Annotated in this window: 12 protein-coding genes and 1 tRNA gene; 1 reads left to right on the top strand and 12 read right to left on the bottom strand. The window is 53.1% G+C overall.

Translation table 11 applies throughout. The features are described 5' to 3' along the window. Positions 1–407 precede the first annotated feature (407 nt). The 10 genes from dppF to bglF all read right to left on the bottom strand — a co-directional run bounded on the left by dppF (position 408) and on the right by bglF (position 14,754). Positions 408–1,397: a dipeptide ABC transporter ATP-binding subunit DppF gene (dppF, locus tag WG891_RS26110; protein ID WP_337265027.1), complete on the bottom strand. Its 990-nt coding sequence runs from the start codon at positions 1,395–1,397 to the stop codon at positions 408–410. Then, positions 1,394–2,374, bottom strand: coding sequence for a dipeptide ABC transporter ATP-binding protein (dppD, locus tag WG891_RS26105; protein ID WP_156293291.1), 981 nt, complete (start codon positions 2,372–2,374; stop codon positions 1,394–1,396). Before dppD ends, dppF begins: the two co-directional genes overlap by 4 nt. A gap of 14 nt (positions 2,375–2,388) precedes the next feature. Beyond that, positions 2,389–3,291 carry a dipeptide ABC transporter permease DppC gene (dppC, locus tag WG891_RS26100; RefSeq protein WP_337265026.1) on the bottom strand — a complete coding sequence of 301 codons (903 nt, stop codon included), beginning with the start codon at positions 3,289–3,291 and terminating at the stop codon, positions 2,389–2,391. An 11-nt stretch (positions 3,292–3,302) separates the two neighbouring features. After that, entirely contained in the window at positions 3,303–4,322 is a 1,020-nt protein-coding gene (gene dppB, locus WG891_RS26095; RefSeq protein WP_076944300.1) for a dipeptide ABC transporter permease DppB, read from the bottom strand. Positions 4,323–4,591: 269 nt separating this feature from the next. Next, entirely contained in the window at positions 4,592–6,199 is a 1,608-nt protein-coding gene (gene dppA / locus WG891_RS26090) for a dipeptide ABC transporter periplasmic-binding protein DppA (RefSeq protein WP_337265025.1), read from the bottom strand. 647 nt (positions 6,200–6,846) lie between these two features. Next, the gene (locus tag WG891_RS26085; RefSeq protein WP_337265024.1) at positions 6,847–8,538 is read right to left on the bottom strand and encodes a glycosyl hydrolase family 18 protein; all 1,692 of its coding nucleotides are present in this window, start codon (positions 8,536–8,538) and stop codon (positions 6,847–6,849) included. A gap of 409 nt (positions 8,539–8,947) precedes the next feature. Continuing rightward, a tRNA-Pro gene (locus WG891_RS26080) sits at positions 8,948–9,024 on the bottom strand. 106 nt (positions 9,025–9,130) lie between these two features. Beyond that, a complete protein-coding gene (gene eptB, locus WG891_RS26075; protein WP_337265023.1) occupies positions 9,131–10,825 on the bottom strand; it encodes a kdo(2)-lipid A phosphoethanolamine 7''-transferase in 1,695 nt (564 codons plus the stop codon). A 633-nt stretch (positions 10,826–11,458) separates the two neighbouring features. Further along, positions 11,459–12,859, bottom strand: a complete 1,401-nt coding sequence (locus WG891_RS26070; RefSeq protein WP_337265022.1) for a glycoside hydrolase family 1 protein — start codon at positions 12,857–12,859, stop codon at positions 11,459–11,461. 23 nt (positions 12,860–12,882) lie between these two features. Further along, positions 12,883–14,754, bottom strand: coding sequence for a PTS beta-glucoside transporter subunit IIABC (gene bglF / locus WG891_RS26065; RefSeq protein WP_337265028.1), 1,872 nt, complete (start codon positions 14,752–14,754; stop codon positions 12,883–12,885). A gap of 621 nt (positions 14,755–15,375) precedes the next feature. Between bglF and WG891_RS26060 the strand changes: the two genes are divergently transcribed. Beyond that, positions 15,376–16,125, top strand: a complete 750-nt coding sequence (locus tag WG891_RS26060; protein ID WP_337265021.1) for an NAD-dependent epimerase/dehydratase family protein — start codon at positions 15,376–15,378, stop codon at positions 16,123–16,125. Positions 16,126–16,313: 188 nt separating this feature from the next. Here WG891_RS26060 and WG891_RS26055 read toward each other — a convergent pair whose 3' ends face one another. Both WG891_RS26055 and WG891_RS26050 read right to left on the bottom strand, forming a co-directional pair. Next, entirely contained in the window at positions 16,314–16,550 is a 237-nt protein-coding gene (locus WG891_RS26055; protein ID WP_337265020.1) for a DUF4282 domain-containing protein, read from the bottom strand. 154 nt (positions 16,551–16,704) lie between these two features. After that, a complete protein-coding gene (locus WG891_RS26050; RefSeq protein ID WP_337265019.1) occupies positions 16,705–17,328 on the bottom strand; it encodes a histidine phosphatase family protein in 624 nt (207 codons plus the stop codon). Between the last annotated feature and the right edge of the window lie 114 nt (positions 17,329–17,442).

Here is a 17,442-nt window from a genome sequence, read left to right as displayed (position 1 = left end):
CCCACGGGCTTGGTGTCCCAGAGGGCGTACGTGCTGCCACGCCGGGTAAGAACACGGTACAACCTATCTTTTTACATCAACTACAAACATACAAGGGAACTGGTTAGCCTTCACTGACAGGCATTACGTCTTCAGGCGTAATGCCAATCAGTTGAGCATAAAGCGGCATAATCATGCATCAATGGCTCAAGGCGTCGCCCCCTCACCCTCTGGGAGAGGGCGGGGTGAGCAGCTGGTAGCCCGGCGATTGTCCCCTCACCCTAACCCTCCCCAAGGGAGAGGGAACTGGTTAGCCTTCACTGACAGGCATTGCGTCTTCAGGCGTGCTTTTTTATTCATCACCACCGCAAATAAAAAACGCCGATATTTCTACCGGCGTTGAGTACATTCAGTGGCAGAAAACAGCCTTAGGAGCCTGAAGCCTCATCCTGATCGATCGCAAAGCATGCCACCATCTGCTCACCGTACTTTTTCAACTGCGGCTGCAACTGCGTGCAGGTGCCAAACGCACGGCGGCAGCGGGCATTGAACGCACAGCCTGGCGGTGGGTTCATCGGGCTTGGCAGTTCGCCAGTCAGCTTGATGCGCTCACGACGCATATCCGGGTTCAGGCGCGGGGTAGCGGAAAGCAGCGCCTGCGTATATGGATGCCGCGGGTTATTGAAGATCGCGTCCTTACTGCCCTTCTCCACACAGCGGCCGAGGTACATCACCATCACTTCATCGGCGATATGCTCAACAACCGACAGATCGTGGGAAATAAACACATAAGACAGCCCCAGTTCCTGTTGCAGATCCATCATCAGGTTCAGCACCTGCGCGCGCACCGAAACGTCGAGCGCCGACACCGGCTCATCGGCGATCACCACGTCCGGGTTGAGCATCAGCCCACGCGCGATGGCGATACGCTGGCGCTGCCCACCGGAAAACATGTGCGGATAGCGATCGTAATGTTCGGTTTTCAGGCCGACTTTCGCCATCATCGCCAACACCTTTTCACGCCGTTCAGCAACGGAGAGGGACGTGTTGATCAGCAACGGCTCTTCGAGGATCTGCCCGACCTTCTTGCGCGGGTTAAGCGATCCGTAAGGATTCTGGAATACGATCTGGATCTTCTGGCGGCGCAGCTTCTCTGCCGTCACGTCCGGCTTCAGCAGATCCTGCCCCTGATAATAGAGTTCACCGCCGGTCGGAACTTCGATCATCGTCAGCAGGCGGCCCAGCGTGGATTTACCGCAGCCGGACTCCCCCACCACCGCCAGCGTTTTGCCACGTTCCAGCGTGAAGGAAACGCCGTCCAGCGCTTTCACCAGCCGTTCCGGGGCAAACATCCCCTTCTTGACCGGGTAGTGCTTTTTCAGGTCAATGGCCTGCAACAAAGGGTGATTCTGGCTCATACGGTCGGCCTCCCCGCATCATCCAGCGGTGTGTGACATTTAACCTGACGGCCAGGAATAGTACTCAATTCTGGCTCCTCACTACGGCAGCGCTCGGTGGCATACGGGCAGCGCGGGTTGAGCAAACAGCCTTCCGGCCGATCGTATTTCCCCGGCACCACGCCCGGCAGCGAGGCCAGGCGCGCCTTGTCGGCGGCGAATTCCGGCAGCGCACGCAACAGCGCCTGCGTATAGGGGTGGCGCGGCGCACGGAAGATTTCCTCTGCCTTGCCCGATTCCACTACCTGCCCGGCATACATCACAATGATGTGATGCGCCGCTTCCGCCACCAGAGCCAGATCGTGGGTGATCAGCAGCAGCGCCATATTTTCACGCTGTTGCAATTCCAGCAGCAGTTCGATGATCTGTGCCTGAATGGTCACATCAAGCGCAGTGGTCGGTTCATCGGCGATCAGCAGCTTGGGCCGACAGGCGATCGCCATAGCGATCATCACGCGCTGGCTCATGCCACCGGAAAGCTGATGCGGATACACATCCAGCCGCGAGGCCGGATCGGGGATGCCCACCAGCGTCAGGAGATCGATAGCGCGTGTACGACGGGTGCGGCGGTTGCCGCCCTGATGCACCTTCAGCGCCTCCATGATCTGGTAACCCACGGTGTAGCATGGGTTCAGGCTGGTCATCGGATCCTGGAAAATCATCGCCACTTCAGAGCCCACCAACTGGCGGCGCTCTTTTTCGGAAATCTTACGCAGGTCCTGGCCGTTGAACTCCAGTTTGTCGGCCATCACCTTGCCGGGATAATCAATCAGCCCCATGATCGCCAGCGAACTGACGGATTTACCAGAGCCGGATTCACCGACGATGCCAACCACTTGACCTTGTTCCACGCTGTAGCTGATTCGATCTACCGCGCGGAACGGCGCACCTTCGTCACCGAAGTGCACCGAAAGCTTGTCTACATTCAATAACGCCATTCTCTCGTCCTCTGTTACTGCTTGAGTTTGGGGTCGAGAGCATCACGCAAGCCGTCCCCCATCAGGTTAAATGCCAGAACCGTCAGCAGAATTGCCACACCCGGGAAGGTCACAACCCACCAGGCACTTTGCGCGAACTGCAGTACATCGGAGAGCATGGTGCCCCACTCTGGCGTTGGCGGTTGTGCGCCCATGCCGAGAAAGCCGAGGGCAGCCATATCCAGAATGGCATTCGAGAAACCCAGAGACGCCTGCACGATCAGCGGTGCCAGGCAGTTTGGCAGAATATTGACGAACATCTGGCGCAGCGCACCAGCGCCCGCCACGCGGGAAGCGGTGACGTAATCGCGGTTGACCTCAACCAGCACCGCCGCACGGGTTAAACGCACGTAGTGCGGCAAGGCCACAAAGGTCAGCGCCAACGAGGCGTTAACGATCGACGGGCCAAACACCGCCACCAGCACCAGAGCCAGCAACAGGCTTGGCAGCGCCAGCATGATATCGACAATACGCATGATGATCGCATCCACCACGCCGCCGAAATAGCCTGCCAGCAGGCCAAACACCACGCCCATGATCAGCGACAGCACCACCACCAGGCAGCCCACCAGCAGCGACAGACGCGCACCGTACATCAGGCGCGACAGCACATCACGCCCCACATCGTCGGTGCCCAACAGATACTGCCAGCTACCGCCTTCCTGCCACACCGGAGGCTTGAGCAAGGCATCGCGGAATTGTTCAGCCGGGGCGTGTGGTGCCAGGAACCCGGCCCCCACGGCCACGATCAGCATAATGATGATATAAACCAGGCCGACTACGGCCCCTTTGTTGCGCTTGAAATAGTGCCAGAACTCCTGGAACGGGGTCATTGGCTTCGGCGCACCTTTTACTACCGACTCGGTAACTTGAGACATCAGAGCGCCCCTTATTTCTTGTGGCGAATACGCGGGTTAACCACGCCGTAGAGCACGTCTACCAGCAGGTTAACCAGAATAATCATACAGGCGACCAGCAATACGCCGCCCTGAACAACCGGATAGTCGCGGCGTTGCAGCGCGTCCATCAGCCAACGGCCCAGCCCCGGCCAGGAGAAGATGGTTTCGGTGAGGATCGCACCGGCCAGCATGGTGCCAACCTGTAAACCGATCACCGTCACCACCGGCAACAAGGCGTTACGCAGCGCATGCACCACGATCACCCGCATGCGGCTCACCCCTTTGGCGCGCGCGGTACGGATGTAGTCTTCACCCAGCACTTCCAGCATCGAGGAACGGGTCATACGCACGATCACCGCCAGCGGAATGGTGCCCAGTACGATCGCAGGCAGGATCATATGCATCACCGCATCTTTGAAATCGCCTGGTTCACCCCAGAATAGGGTATCGATCAGCATAAAGCCGGTCAGCGGCAGGCTGTCGTCCAGGAACACCGTGTCACTGACCCGCCCCGACACCGGCGTCAGGTTGAGCTGCACCGATACCAACATGATCAGCATCATGCCCCACCAGAAAATCGGCATCGAGTAGCCCGTCAGGGAAATGCCCACGGCGGTGTGATCGAAGACAGAGCCACGTTTAACCGCCGCCAGAACGCCCACCGGGATACCGACGATCACTGCGAAAAGCATCGCGCAAAGACCCAGTTCCAGCGTGGCTTTAAAGCGCGGGACGAATTCTGTCCAAACGGAAATACGGCTCTTGAGTGACGTACCCAGATCGCCATGCAGCACGTTGGATACGTAATGGAAATATTGTTGAAACAGCGGCTTGTCCAGCCCCATTTCTGCCATGAGCTGTGCATGGCGCTCTGCGGAGATCCCGCGTTCCCCGGCCATGATGGTCACCGGGTCACCGGGGATCATATGGACGAATGCAAAAGTCAGCAACGTTATGCCGATAAACGTTGGGATAACTAACCCCAAACGTCGGAGTATGAACTGCAACATATCCCGAACTCTCTGTATCAATGCCCGGCAGCTCATCGTCCGCCAAGCTTATTAAAACTCACATGCTTCACAACATTCCTTCTAGGGACAGGAATGCAGGGGCGCAAACCGTTGCGCCCCTGCCTATTCACCGTACCTAATTCTGGCTTTTAACCCGGCAAGCAGGCCAGAGAGCAAGACGTGCAGTGCACAACCATCGACGCATACTATTTAAGATAGGCGAGATTGTGAGCACCGCACGGCCATCTGACCGTGCAGCGGATTAAAATTTAATCCAGAGAAACGTTTTCAAAGTGATGCTTACCAAGCGGATCCACCACATAGCCCTTCACTTCTTTACGCACTGGCTCATAAACGGTTGAGTGAGCGATGATCAGCGCCGGAGCCTGATCGTGCATCACCACCTGAGCCTGCTTGTAGAGTTCTGCGCGTTTGTCGTGGTTCGCTTCAGCACGCGCCGGTTGAATCAGATCTTCAAACGGCTTGTAGCACCAGCGGGAGTAGTTCGAGCCATCTTTAGCGGCAGCACAGCTGAACAGGGTAGCGAAGAAGTTGTCCGGATCCCCATTGTCCCCGGTCCAGCCCATCATCACCGCCTGATGCTCACCGTCTTTAGCGCGCTTGAGGTATTCGCCCCACTCGTAGGTAACGATATTGGCTTTCACACCAATCTTCGCCCAGTCAGACTGAATCATCTCAGCCATACGACGTGCGTTCGGGTTGTATGGGCGCTGTACCGGCATCGCCCACAGATCGATGGTGAACCCCTCCGGCAAGCCAGCTTCTTTCAGCAGTTCTTTGGCCTTGGCAGGATCGTAAGCGTAATCCTGCACCGCATCGTTGTAGCCCCACATGGTAGGTGGGATCAGGTTCTTGGCAGCCTGACCTGCGCCCTGATAAACCGCTTCGATGATCGCCTGCTTATTCACTGCCATGGTCAGTGCCTGACGCACCTTCACATTATCCAGCGGCTTTTTCTCGACGTTGAACGACAGATAACCGACGTTCAGGCCAGGCTGCTCCATCAGATTGATGGCTTTGTCCTGCTTCATACGGGCAATGTCAGCCGGGTTCGGGTACGGCATGACCTGGCACTCGTTTTTCTGCAGCTTGGCGTAACGCACGGAGGCATCCGGCGTGATCGAGAAGACTAAACGATCGATCTGCGGCTTGGTGCCCCAGAAACCGTCAAAGGCCTTGTAGAGAATTTTGGAATCTTTCTGGTATTGCAGCAGTTGGAGCGGACCGGTACCCACCGGGTTCAAGTCCACTTTCTCTGGCGTGCCGGCTTTCAGCATATTGGCGGCATACTCAGCCGACAGGATAGAGGCGAAATCCATCCCCAGATCGGCCAGGAATGGCGCTTCTGGGCGGGTCAGCACAAAGCGCACGGTATGGTCGTCCACTTTTTCAATCTTGGCAATCAAGTCGCCCATGCCCATGCCCTGGAAGTACTCATAGGTGCCACCAGAGACTTTGTGATAAGCGTGGTTAGGATCAAGCTGACGTTGGAAAGAGAAAATAACGTCGTCGGCATTAAAATCACGGGTCGGTTTAAAATCTTTGGTGCTTTGCCACTTCACGCCTTTACGCAGGTGGAAGGTATAGGTTTTGCCGTCTTCGCTGACTTCCCATTTCTCGGCCAGGCCAGGTTCCAGTTCGGTGGTACCCAGTTTGAACTCAACCAAGCGGTTATAGATTGGCACAGAGCTGGCATCGTAAGTGGTACCCGAGGTGAACAACTGCGGGTTAAAGCCTTCAGGAGAGCCTTCAGAACAGTAAACCAGGGTTTTTGCCTGCACGCTGGCCGCAATGGTCAGCGCGATCAGCCCAATACCGAATTTCACAATCCCCGATTTCGCCAAGGAACTTGTCATCGCTAGTGCTCCAATAATGTGATGTGGTGTGTGTGTACGCCCTCATTTCCAAGCCATAACGAGGTGAGCTACGGCTTGAAACCTATCGGGTAAATACTGCCAGACCCTATATTTTTTGTTACGCGGTCTGTGCAGTGGGTGCCCGCAGGCAAGAGGAATAATAGCGCAAGAGTGCCGGATGGAACGTATCACAGCGGGCGTTTGAGCACGTGGAATTCACTCATGCAACCCTCGCTCTTATCCCTGAGGTTACCAAATTGCCAACTGTTTGGGGTGCCGTCAATATAACCAGTGGTGATTTACCTAGAGTGTGAGAAACAGCAAACAAACATAAAAAAAACCTACCGATAACATTTGCAGAATTAAAATTTGTGCTATGGGCCTTATTTCAGACCAATAAGCCATCCAATAGAATTTATCCAGCGTTAAGCTCCAACAGAAAACCAAAAAATTTTGTTGCTAAACGATGAATATCTGAACGGTTATTTTTGTGATCAGGCAAAAAAACAGGAGGAAATGCTGAAGCTCCCTCTCAAAGAGTGGAGGTATAGCCCTTTTTCAGCCACCCTTACGTGACGCCAAAAAAACGCGTACCAGGGGGAAATACCGGGGATAAACCGCATTCCCCGGTAAACAACGTTGGTTGATTATTGGCCCGTAGCCGAGTTGCCCAGGCTGGCATTCATATTGTTAAGAATATCACCGTTATCTGCGTCAATTTCCCAAGAGAACAACCCGCCCAGTTGCTTATCCAGCACATATTTACCTTTTGCCTGGATGGAGCGTACATCGTCGAAGGTGATCAAATCACCGGTCGAGGCTTTGAACACGTAAGGTGCTTCTGCCGTGGCATCGTAGCCGTATTTCCAGTCACCACTCATGTACTCATTGGCGATCTGGCGATAATCCACAATGCCGTTCTCCCAGGTGCCTTTCACCGGCCCGCTAGCCGTGCCGCTAAACGGATTGTTGTTCTGGTAGCCGTTCACACCGGTCCAACCGCGCCCGTACATGGCAGCCCCAACCACAATTTTCCCTGGCTTGACCCCCTGAGCCAGCAGCGCATTCACCCCATTAACGGTGGTATAAGCGGTATCCGGTTTCCAGGCCGGCGCATTCAGCGCTGTCTGATGGCCTAGATTTTTCAGATCGAACGCCCCATAAAAGTCGTAACTCATCAGGAAAATATGGTCCATGACGTTCTGCGCGGTGTTGTAGTCCACCTTATCGATTTTATCTTTACCGGCGCTGATGGCGGAGGTCAGTTCGTACTTGCGGCCCGTCTCTGCCGAGAGCTGATTTAGCATGGCGCGCAGATCCGCCATCAATTGAACATAAGTGGCACCATCTTGCGCACTGCCCAGATTCGGGTTGGCACCCTGGCCGCCTGGGAATTCCCAGTCAATATCCACCCCGTCAAAGAACTTCCAGGTTTGCAGGAATTCTTTCACCGACGCGACAAAGCGAGCACGCTTCACCTGATCCCCCATAAAGTAGAACGGATCCGATAGCGTCCAACCGCCGATAGACGGCAGGATTTTCAGGTCTGGCCGGGCCTGCTTTAGCGCCATCAACTGACCAAAGTTACCTTTATAGGGATCGTCCCAGGCACTAACGCCTTTCTGGCCCTTCTGCAAAGCGGCGAACGGATCGTGGATCGAGACTTTAAAGTCTTCACGGCCCTGGCAAGAACGCTGTAACGCCTGGAAGCTGCCCTCAATCTCTTTCAGGCTGTCGTTGATACCGTCACCGCCACAAATTGGGATAAAGCCGTACAGCAGGTGGGTCAGGTTTTGCGCCGGTATTTTATCTACCGTGAAATGGCGGCCATAAACTCCCCATTCAACAAAATAGGATCCTACCACTTTGCCCGAATCCTGTTTATAGGGCTTATTCTTTTCCTGCAGTGGTTCTTTTAACGGCGCCAGATGGCTGCCATCGGTATCAGCAATAATAATTTCTTTGGCATCACTGAGCGTACACCCCTCGGTATTACATAATGCCACCTGCATTTGATAACGGCCGCCCTTATTCACCTTGAAATTAGCCGTACCTGAACTCCCCGTAGAGGCCCCAGACCAGACTTCTTTACCGTTTAATAAAACTTTTGCCGTGGTTCCTGCATCGCCATTCCATAAATTCCACGACACGGCAACGTCAGCAGCGTTTTTTACTTTCACCAGCTTATTATAAGCGGTGGCTGCCTGGTCGACTTCAATAATGGCGAATTTGGTCTCGCCCCAGGCCAGCGTAGGCTTACCTGGCGCAGCGGCCTGCGCCGCAGAACACAGCGCACTACCGATCAGCAGTGCCAACAGCGGTTTATTAAATTTGCGCATAACTAACTCCTTTAATTCCGAGAGAAGAAAGATAAATCTTTAATTGCGGCCGCAGAACGACGCGGATAACATCACGCCGCAACAAGCCCGCCTCATTAAAAAGAATTAATTTCATATAAAACATTAATTCACGGCGAGGGTAATTAATCCCCTTCCGCACACTCAGAATATAGATAAAAGGCACGATAAAACAATAGCGCTATGAATCGGGTTTTATTGGCTAATCATGAAATTTATTTCATCTTTAAATGATGGCCAGCATGAAATAAAGAAAGTGAATATCTTAATGCACAAAGATGAGTATTAATCACCGAATGATGCCTGCATTGACATCACCCCAATGTTGATTTTACCGTTGGCACAAACTCCAGGCGAAAAAAAACCTGCTAAAAAGCAGGTTTTTCGAATGTGGTCGGCGAGAGAGGATTCGAACCTCCGACCCACTGGTCCCAAACCAGTTGCGCTACCAAGCTGCGCTACTCGCCGTAGCGGGGCGCATAATACTGCTGGGGATTATGGGCGTCAATGACTTTTTCCGCCGGGTGGTTCAAGTGGTGGCAAAATCATCAACCCACCACGAGCTGCAAGCAGATTACAGTAAATTATTCAACACATTGCCCCGTGGTACCTGGCACCAGTTGTTTTTATCCACAATACCGCCGTCTGGTGAGGTGTAGCCAAGGCAGCCAAGAATGGAGTCAAACAATTCGTCATGACGATGGGTTTTGCCAATACGTTGCTGCGCCTGCAACTGCTCAAACGCCAGTTGATGCTGCGGTTCGGCCAGGAATTGATCGGATGCCCAAACCATCATCGGCACACGAAACTGCTCTGGCGGGGCCATTTCACGCGGCGTACCATGCAAATGGGAGTTCTCACCGATCGACTCTCCGTGATCGGCGGCATAAAACACGATGGCTTTCTTGTCACGCACCTGATCGATCACACTGCTGATAAAGGTATCGGTATACAGCACCGAGTTGTCATAAGCGTTGATCAGCCGCTCTTTGGAGCAGAATTCATCTACTCCCATACACTCCGGCTGGTAACGCGCAAAGCTGCGAGGGTAACGCTGCGAATAGAGATAATGTGACCCTTTGGTATGCAGGATCACCAGATGCTTACCGTCCGGATAGCGCGCCAGCGACTCTTTCATCTCGTCCACCAACAGCATATCGTCTACCGACTTACCGTCGTTACGCTTCTCAGAGGCAATCATTTCGCGGAAAGAGTAATTATCCACGTTAGTATTGTTGTAGAACCAGACTTCACTTTGCATGGCGAACAGTTCCGAGGTGAACCCCAGAGCGTTCAGTACGGCGAACACATTCTGCTCTTTCAGGGTGCGTTGCGGATTATCCAGAGCCCCCCCTTCGCGGACAAACATACAACGTAGTGACAGCTTGGTGGCGGTATCACAGGATTCACCGCGAAACGCCACAAGGTTTTTTTCCTGGGACAATTTCGGCGTAGTATCGCGGTCATAGCCCAACACCCCCATATGATCCCAACGGGTGGTTTCGCCGATAATAAACACCACGTAGGTATCATCGATCCCAGCCGGTGGCACATAAGTAAAATTTTTGCCCGGATCAAACATATTGGCGTCATCCTGGCTTTCATCGTAACGGGTATAAGCAAACAACCCAAGTGCCGACAACCAGTTAGAAGGCAGATAAGAATGCGCTACCACGCCGCCGTAGCTGGGCAGATCGATATTGGTGATTTTTTCCTGCGCGTTTTGCTGCTTATCCAGCGTACGCAACGGCAGCCACACCAGAGCCACCACTGCCAGCAGTATCAACAGCGGTTTCGTGCGGTGCCCAGGGGTTTTTAACTGTTCAATCAGCGTATTGCGCAAGCTGTTCGTCCAGATACACAGCAGCGGCAAGGCGCTGACTCCCACCATCCACAGCACAAAGTGCAGCCCAATCATCTCTTTGGAGAGATCAATATCGGTGGTCATTACCGAGACGATAATCCCGTAGCCAATCACTACGTTGAAGAACGTCATGTAATAGCTGGCTGCCACAGAAATCAACACCAGCAGCGAGGCGATAATGCGGTAAAACAGCCGCCCACCGAGCGACATCAGCCGCAGGATAAAGAAGGTGAACAGCACAATGGTAGCCACTTCGGTCACTGCGGCGACAACCTTAATCCCTTGAATGCCTTGGGTAAAGGAGTCAAAACGGCGGTAGAAAACGGAAATGTTCAAAAAAATGCCGATATAGATCGCCAGCAATAACGATAAATTCTGCTGGGACAACGAATTAACTTTGCTCATGTAACGCAGAAGCTCCGAGGCTTTACTTGCTATGGCCCAATCAGACAGTCAATGTGGTTGCAGGTTCATTCGCTAGGCAATAAGTTCGGTTTCACCCCGCATAATTATCATGGGATACGCATTTTTTTCCACGTTTTGCGGCCGGATTTGGCGAGAAAATAGGGATAATAAGTGGGGCCAAAGCCCCAACTTTCACCGATTTTTCGCAGGAAACATCACTTAATTTTATGGATAACGCCAATGTGGCCGCGAGTAGCGTAAGAAAAGGAACCCACCTGCGGCTTCGCTTCACGCCCCATCAGAAGGTCACTACGGTTTTCAGCGCTGTCACCAGCCAGCAATAGCGCCGCCAGAGTCAACGCATGGGGCATGGGGCATGGGGCATGGGGCATGGGGCATGGGGCATGGAATACTTCATTATTATCTTTTCTCCGTGCGCAAATATTCCCAGATACTGACTGCGGGCAACAACATTTCCTGGGTACAAGTAACCCATAATGAACAACAAGATGTTTTTATTAAGGCCCACTATTTGCCAATAATGCCGCTCAGTTAAGCGCAAAGCGGCATAATCATGCATCAATGGCTAACCCTGTGCGGGAGAGCCGGAGTGAAGAGCTTGTAGTGCGGTGATTACTTGGCTTTCAGGCTGTTGCCGTTACTGCGGATCACATCGCGATACCAATAAAAACTCTTTTTCCGGCGGCGCTCCAGGCTGCCGTTACCGGCGTCGTCGCGGTCGACATAAATAAAGCCGTAACGTTTCGACATTTCCGCTTTTGAAGCACTCACCAGATCGATCGGCCCCCAACTGGTGTAGCCCATTATCTCAACCCCGTCGTCAATGGCCTCGCCCACCTGCACCAAATGATCGTTGAGGTAGTTGATGCGGTAATCGTCGTTAATACTGCCGTCGGCTTCGAGACGATCTTTCGCCCCCAGGCCGTTTTCAACAATAAACAGCGGCTTCTGATAGCGGTCATACAGCACGTTGAGTAAATAACGCAGGCCAATCGGGTCGATCTGCCAGCCCCATTCCGAACTGGCCAAATGCGGGTTCGGCACCATATTGAGAATATTGGCTCGCTCGGTATTGTTCTGTGCTTCATCGGTGGTCACACAGCCGCTCATGTAATAGCTGAAGGAGATAAAGTCGACGGTTTCACGCAACGCCTGTTGATCTGCGTGGGTGATTTCCACCTGAATATCGTTTTCACGGAAGAAACGCCGCATATAGGCCGGATAGGCACCGCGAGCCTGCACGTCGCCAAAGAACAGCCAGTCGCGGTTCTGGCGCTGGGTTTCCAGCAGGTCTTCCGGCTTGCAGGTCAGCGGGTAGAGAATTCCTCCCAACAGCATATTGCCGATCTGCCCGCCCTGCACAATCTCGTGGCAGGCCTTCACCGCTTTAGCACTGGCCACCAGTTGGTGGTGGATCGCCTGATAAATTTCACTCTTACTGCTGTCTTCCGGCAAGCCGACGCCGGTAAACGGCGCGTGCAGTGACATGTTGATCTCATTAAACGTCAGCCAGTATTTCACCTTGTGTTTGTAACGCTCAAACACCGTGCGGGCATAACGCTCGAAGAAGCCGATGGTTTTGCGGCTTGCCCAGCCGCCATATTTTTGCGCCAGGCCATACGGCATTTCGTAGTGAGACAGGGTAATCAGCGGCTGAATGCCGTACTTTGCCATCTCATCAAACAGCCGATCGTAAAATGCCAGCCCGGCCTCATTAGGCACTTCTTCATCCCCCTGCGGGAAGATGCGAGCCCAGGCGATGGAGGTGCGCAGGCACTTAAAGCCCATTTCGGCAAACAGCGCTATATCCTGCGGATAGCGGTGATAGAAATCGATCGCCACATCTTTAATGCCGCTGTCGCCCGCCACGCGCGGCGTCAGCGCACCGAAAATCCCCTGCGGCTGCAGATCCGAGGTTGAAAGACCTTTCCCGTCAGTGAGATACGCGCCTTCCACCTGATTGGCCGCAACCGCGCCCCCCCACAGAAAATGCTCTGGAAATTTGCTACTCATTGCTCTCTCCTCAATGATCCTGATTAACGTAATAAAGTCAGCAGCGCGGCCTGTTCCTGCACCGGACTATGGCCATTGGTCAACACATCAACATAGTCATCGCTGTTGCTGATGATGATCGGCGTGGTGGTGTCAAAACCGGCGGCCTGAATGGCGGCCTGATCGAACTCGATCAGCAGATCCCCCTGCATCACCCGATCGCCCTCTTTGATGTGCGCGGTGAAATGCAAACCGTCGAGTTTGACGGTATCAATGCCGACGTGGATGAGCAGTTCCGCACCGTCATCCGACTCAATACCAATGGCATGTTTGGTCTTGAACAACGACACCACGCTCCCGTTGACCGGCGCCACCACCCTGCCCAGATGCGGCTTGATCGCCACCCCTTTGCCCAACAAACCACTGGCAAAGGTGGCATCATTCACCTGTTCCAACGGAACGATGTCCCCCGCAATCGGGCTACTCACGGACTGCTTACGGTTAAGCAGCGTTTCGGTTAATGGCGCCTCTGCTGGCGCGTCTTCGGCAGGCGGCGCGATGCCAAACAGGTAACTGGCAACAGCGGCAAACACAAACGACACCAGTGTCCCGACGATCGCCCCCCACACCGTGGCGTCAAAACCTCCGGCCGGGATGATCTGGGCAAAAGTGAAAACGCTCACCAAGCCAAACGAATAGACGGCCGTATGGAAGTAACCGATCACTGCCCCACCCAGCGCACCGCCGATACAGCCGAAGATAAAGGGCCGCTTGTTCGGCAGCGTGACCCCGTACACCGCCGGTTCGGTAATGCCGAAAATACCGGCGCTGACGGCAGAACCCGCCATCACGCGCAGTTTGGCGTCGCGAGTGCGCAGCATCACCCCCAGCGCTGCCCCCACCTGCCCCATTACCGCAGGCAGCAAGAGTGGCGACAGGGTGTCACGCCCCAGCACGCTCAGGTTGTTGATCATTAAGGGTACCAACCCCCAGTGCAGCCCGAAGATCACACAGACCTGCCACATTGCCCCCATAAAGGCACCGGCAATCACCGGGTTGAAGGCATAAACAGTTTGATAGCCATTTGCCAGCAGGTGGCTCAGCCAGGTCGCGGCCGGGCCAATCAGCAGGAAAGTCAGCGGAACGGTGACCACCAGACACATCAGCGGCGTCACAAAATTACGTAAGGCACTGTGAATTACCCGGTTAAACAACGGCTCCAGGCGGCAGGAGACCCAGGCGGCAAAAATGATCGGAATCACCGAGGAACTGTAGTTGATAAAGGTAATAGGAATACCGAGGAAATGTTCAGGCTGGGCTCCCGGTTGCTGTGCCGCCTCAAACGCTGCCATCATCAGGGGATGCGTCAGCGCCCCGCCAATCGTCATGGTCACAAAGATATTGCCGCCAAATTTCTTGCCTGCGGTATAACCCAGCATGATTGGGAAAAAGTAGAACAGCGCATCACTGGCGGCGAACAGCAGTTTGAAAGTGCCGCTCCCCTCAAGCAGCCAACCGCAGGCCAGGCTCAATGCCAGGAAACCTTTCAGGATCCCCGAGGCGGCCATCACACCAAGCAATGGGGTAAAAATACCGGAAATGACGTCGATAAAGCGGCTGAGCAGATTCTCCTGTTTGCCGTCATCGTCCTTGACCGGAGCATCATCACCGAATCCGGCCAACGTATTGACGGCCTTATAGACCTCTGCGACATGGTTACCGACCACCACCTGAAACTGGCCGCCGCTTTCCACGACCATGATAATGCCTGGATTTTTCTTCAATACTTCAGCATCTGCCAAGCTGCCCTCACGCAGTTTAAACCGCAGGCGAGTGGCACAATGCACCAGGCTTTTCACATTGTCGCGGCCACCGACGCCGGCCAAAATCTCACTGGCTAATTCCTGATATTTCATCATATGTATCCTTAACGCTCCGCTCTACCAACCCCTAGTCCACTGCGAGGGCCAGCCACCATGGAAGAATTCAGCGCAAAAAAAAACCTAAACCTCACGGCATCTGATCCCAACACAGGAATACAGAAGCTTGAGGTTTAGGTTTTGCCTGCCGCAACAGTGACAACCCTAAATCGGCTGAGCTATGACGTTAACATTCCATTTTTCAGTGCAGCAAGACTTTCCGTTACAAAGTTGCCGAACTGTGATCCGGGATACAAAATAGCGCATGCCGCTATGCCTCAAAAAAATCATTAGCCACTCTAATTAAATGTATCCATGTAATTCATCACAGATATACATTTAACGTGAATATCCCACCTGAAACATAACGATAAAAACACATATACAACATAATGTTGCTTTGTATCATCTCTTTTTGCTGCGAAAATTTTTTATCACCTCACAACACGGGTCAACAAGAAAAATCTTAAATAACCATACATTTACGTGGATATCACATACGAAAACTCTTATCAAACAGCAGAAATACATCAGAAAATCTAATTAAAATGTAGACAAAAATAATCAGCAGTATTATTACTGATGCCCGGCGTATTTGTTTTAGGGACAGCAGTAACCATGGCATTACGTACAAACCTTGGGCGGATTTTAATCACTGGTGCGGGTGGCCAGGTTGCAATGGCTTTCAGGCAATTTGTTGGCGAGCGCTATATTTTTCGGCTGGCAGAAAAACAGCATGATCGGCTGACCCATTTACGGCCCGATGATGAAGCGCAGGTATTTGACATCACCGATCTTGCAGCCTGCCGTGCCGCCTGTGCCAATATTGATACCGTTTTGCATCTGGCAGCCGATCCTTCGCCCGCCGCGGATTTTTGTACCTCTCTGATGAGAAACAACATTCTCGGCACATTCAATATTTTCCGCGCAGCAAAAGACGCAGGCTGCAAACGCGTGGTGTTCGCCAGTTGCGCCCAGGTTGTGGAAGGATACCCGCTGGATTACCAGATTCGCCCGGAAGATGCGCCGAAGCCAAAGAGCCTATATGCCCTCAGTAAAGCCTTCGGGGAAGGCATTGCCGCTTACTTTGCTCATCAGGAGGGGCTTTCGACACTGTCGGTACGCATTGCCAATTTCACTACGCTGGCAACCAAGCAGCAAATCAGCGCCCGCGATATGAGCGGGTTCCTCAGCCATCGTGATGCCGCCGATCTGCTCGATCGCTGCATTCGGGTGGCTGATGTTCAGCATGCGGTGGTACACGGTATTTCCAACAATCGCTATAAAAGGCTGTCGTTGGAAGAAACCACGCACCTGCTGGATTATTACCCCGAGGATGATGCTTTCGCTTTGTGCGGTTTTACCTAAAAGATCATCATCCATTTACTCAGGTAAAAGAGATCGGTCTGGCACGCAACATCAGCATCGATTGATTAACATAAATATTATTTTTTAATAACGTTAATGATACAGAAAGAATAATTGATGGGGATAAAGGAAGCCTGCGGGGAATAACCCCAACGCCGGGTTATTCCCGGCGCTGATGACGCACAATATTACGATTTTTCAGCGATTTTACGCAGATATTCGTTATTTTTAAACGCGATGATGATCATTTCAAAGCATACGCGAGTAAATACTCCGCCAATCACCAAGCCCAGCAGACCACGGAAAAACTCACCATAGAACATCAGCCCGACACCACCAACGACAACGCTCAGTAAGCAGAGCCAATAGACGAAAGTGATAATTTTTGGCGTTAGCATTGCCTCAAAAAAGAAAATATTTTTCACAGTGTGTTTTCCCTTGTTAATATTTAAATCCCAAAAAAGGCAAATGTGCCTCCCACTGACAAGCAGCGGCTAAATATTAATAATCTTTTCTGAATTTTACAAAGAGTAAACGCAACGATTAAAATAAAAACATCTTCAGACGCATGCTACACCGTCAAATAGGTGCCAGATGCAGCGATCGCAAATGTGTCGCCACTCCCCAGTGTTGTAATTGCAGCCGCCCATGGCTCACTTCAATCACGGAATAACCACAGCTGGGGTGACCATATTTACTGATATCCTCCATCCAATCACAGCCTTTCAGTTGCCAAATCAGCGCCTGCAGTGCATGACCATGCGTCACCACGCCAAAAGTCCCGCGCTGGGCAGAAGGAAACCCCTGAAAGAAAGCCATCATCCGCAGGGCAACGTCCATGGCGGATTCCCCTTTCGGGGCCGCGGCCGTAGGCTCACCCGCAAAAATGCGCGAAAAGGTTTCGGGGTGATTGCGCATCGCCTGATGATAGGGCTGGCCCTGCAGGCAACCAAAGTGCTGTTCATACAAACGCGCATCGCTGCTGACCTCACACTGGCAGTGCGCCGCAAGCGCCTGTGCGGTGGTCATCGCCCGCCCCGAAGGCGAACTGAAAAACTGGGTGAAGGAGAACTCTTTCAATGCCGCCATCAACGCAGCGATCTGCCGGTGTCCATGGGGCGTTACCGGGCTGTCGAGCTGCCCCTGGATAATCCCTTCCCGGCTCCATTCTGATTCGGCATGTCTGATCACGATAAAGCGCATATCTTCCCTTGTATGTTTGTAGTTGATGTAAAAAGATAGGTTGTACCGTGTTCTTACCCGGCGTGGCAGCACGTACGCCCTCTGGGACACCAAGCCCGTGGGAGAGCTTATTGC

Origin of the sequence: Serratia sp. MMO-28 (assembly GCF_037199905.1) — a bacterium.
Taxonomy (GTDB): Bacteria; Pseudomonadota; Gammaproteobacteria; order Enterobacterales; family Enterobacteriaceae; genus Chania; species Chania oryzae.
The sequence above is the reverse complement of the archived record's forward strand: the minus strand, read 5'-3'. Positions and strand labels throughout refer to the sequence as shown.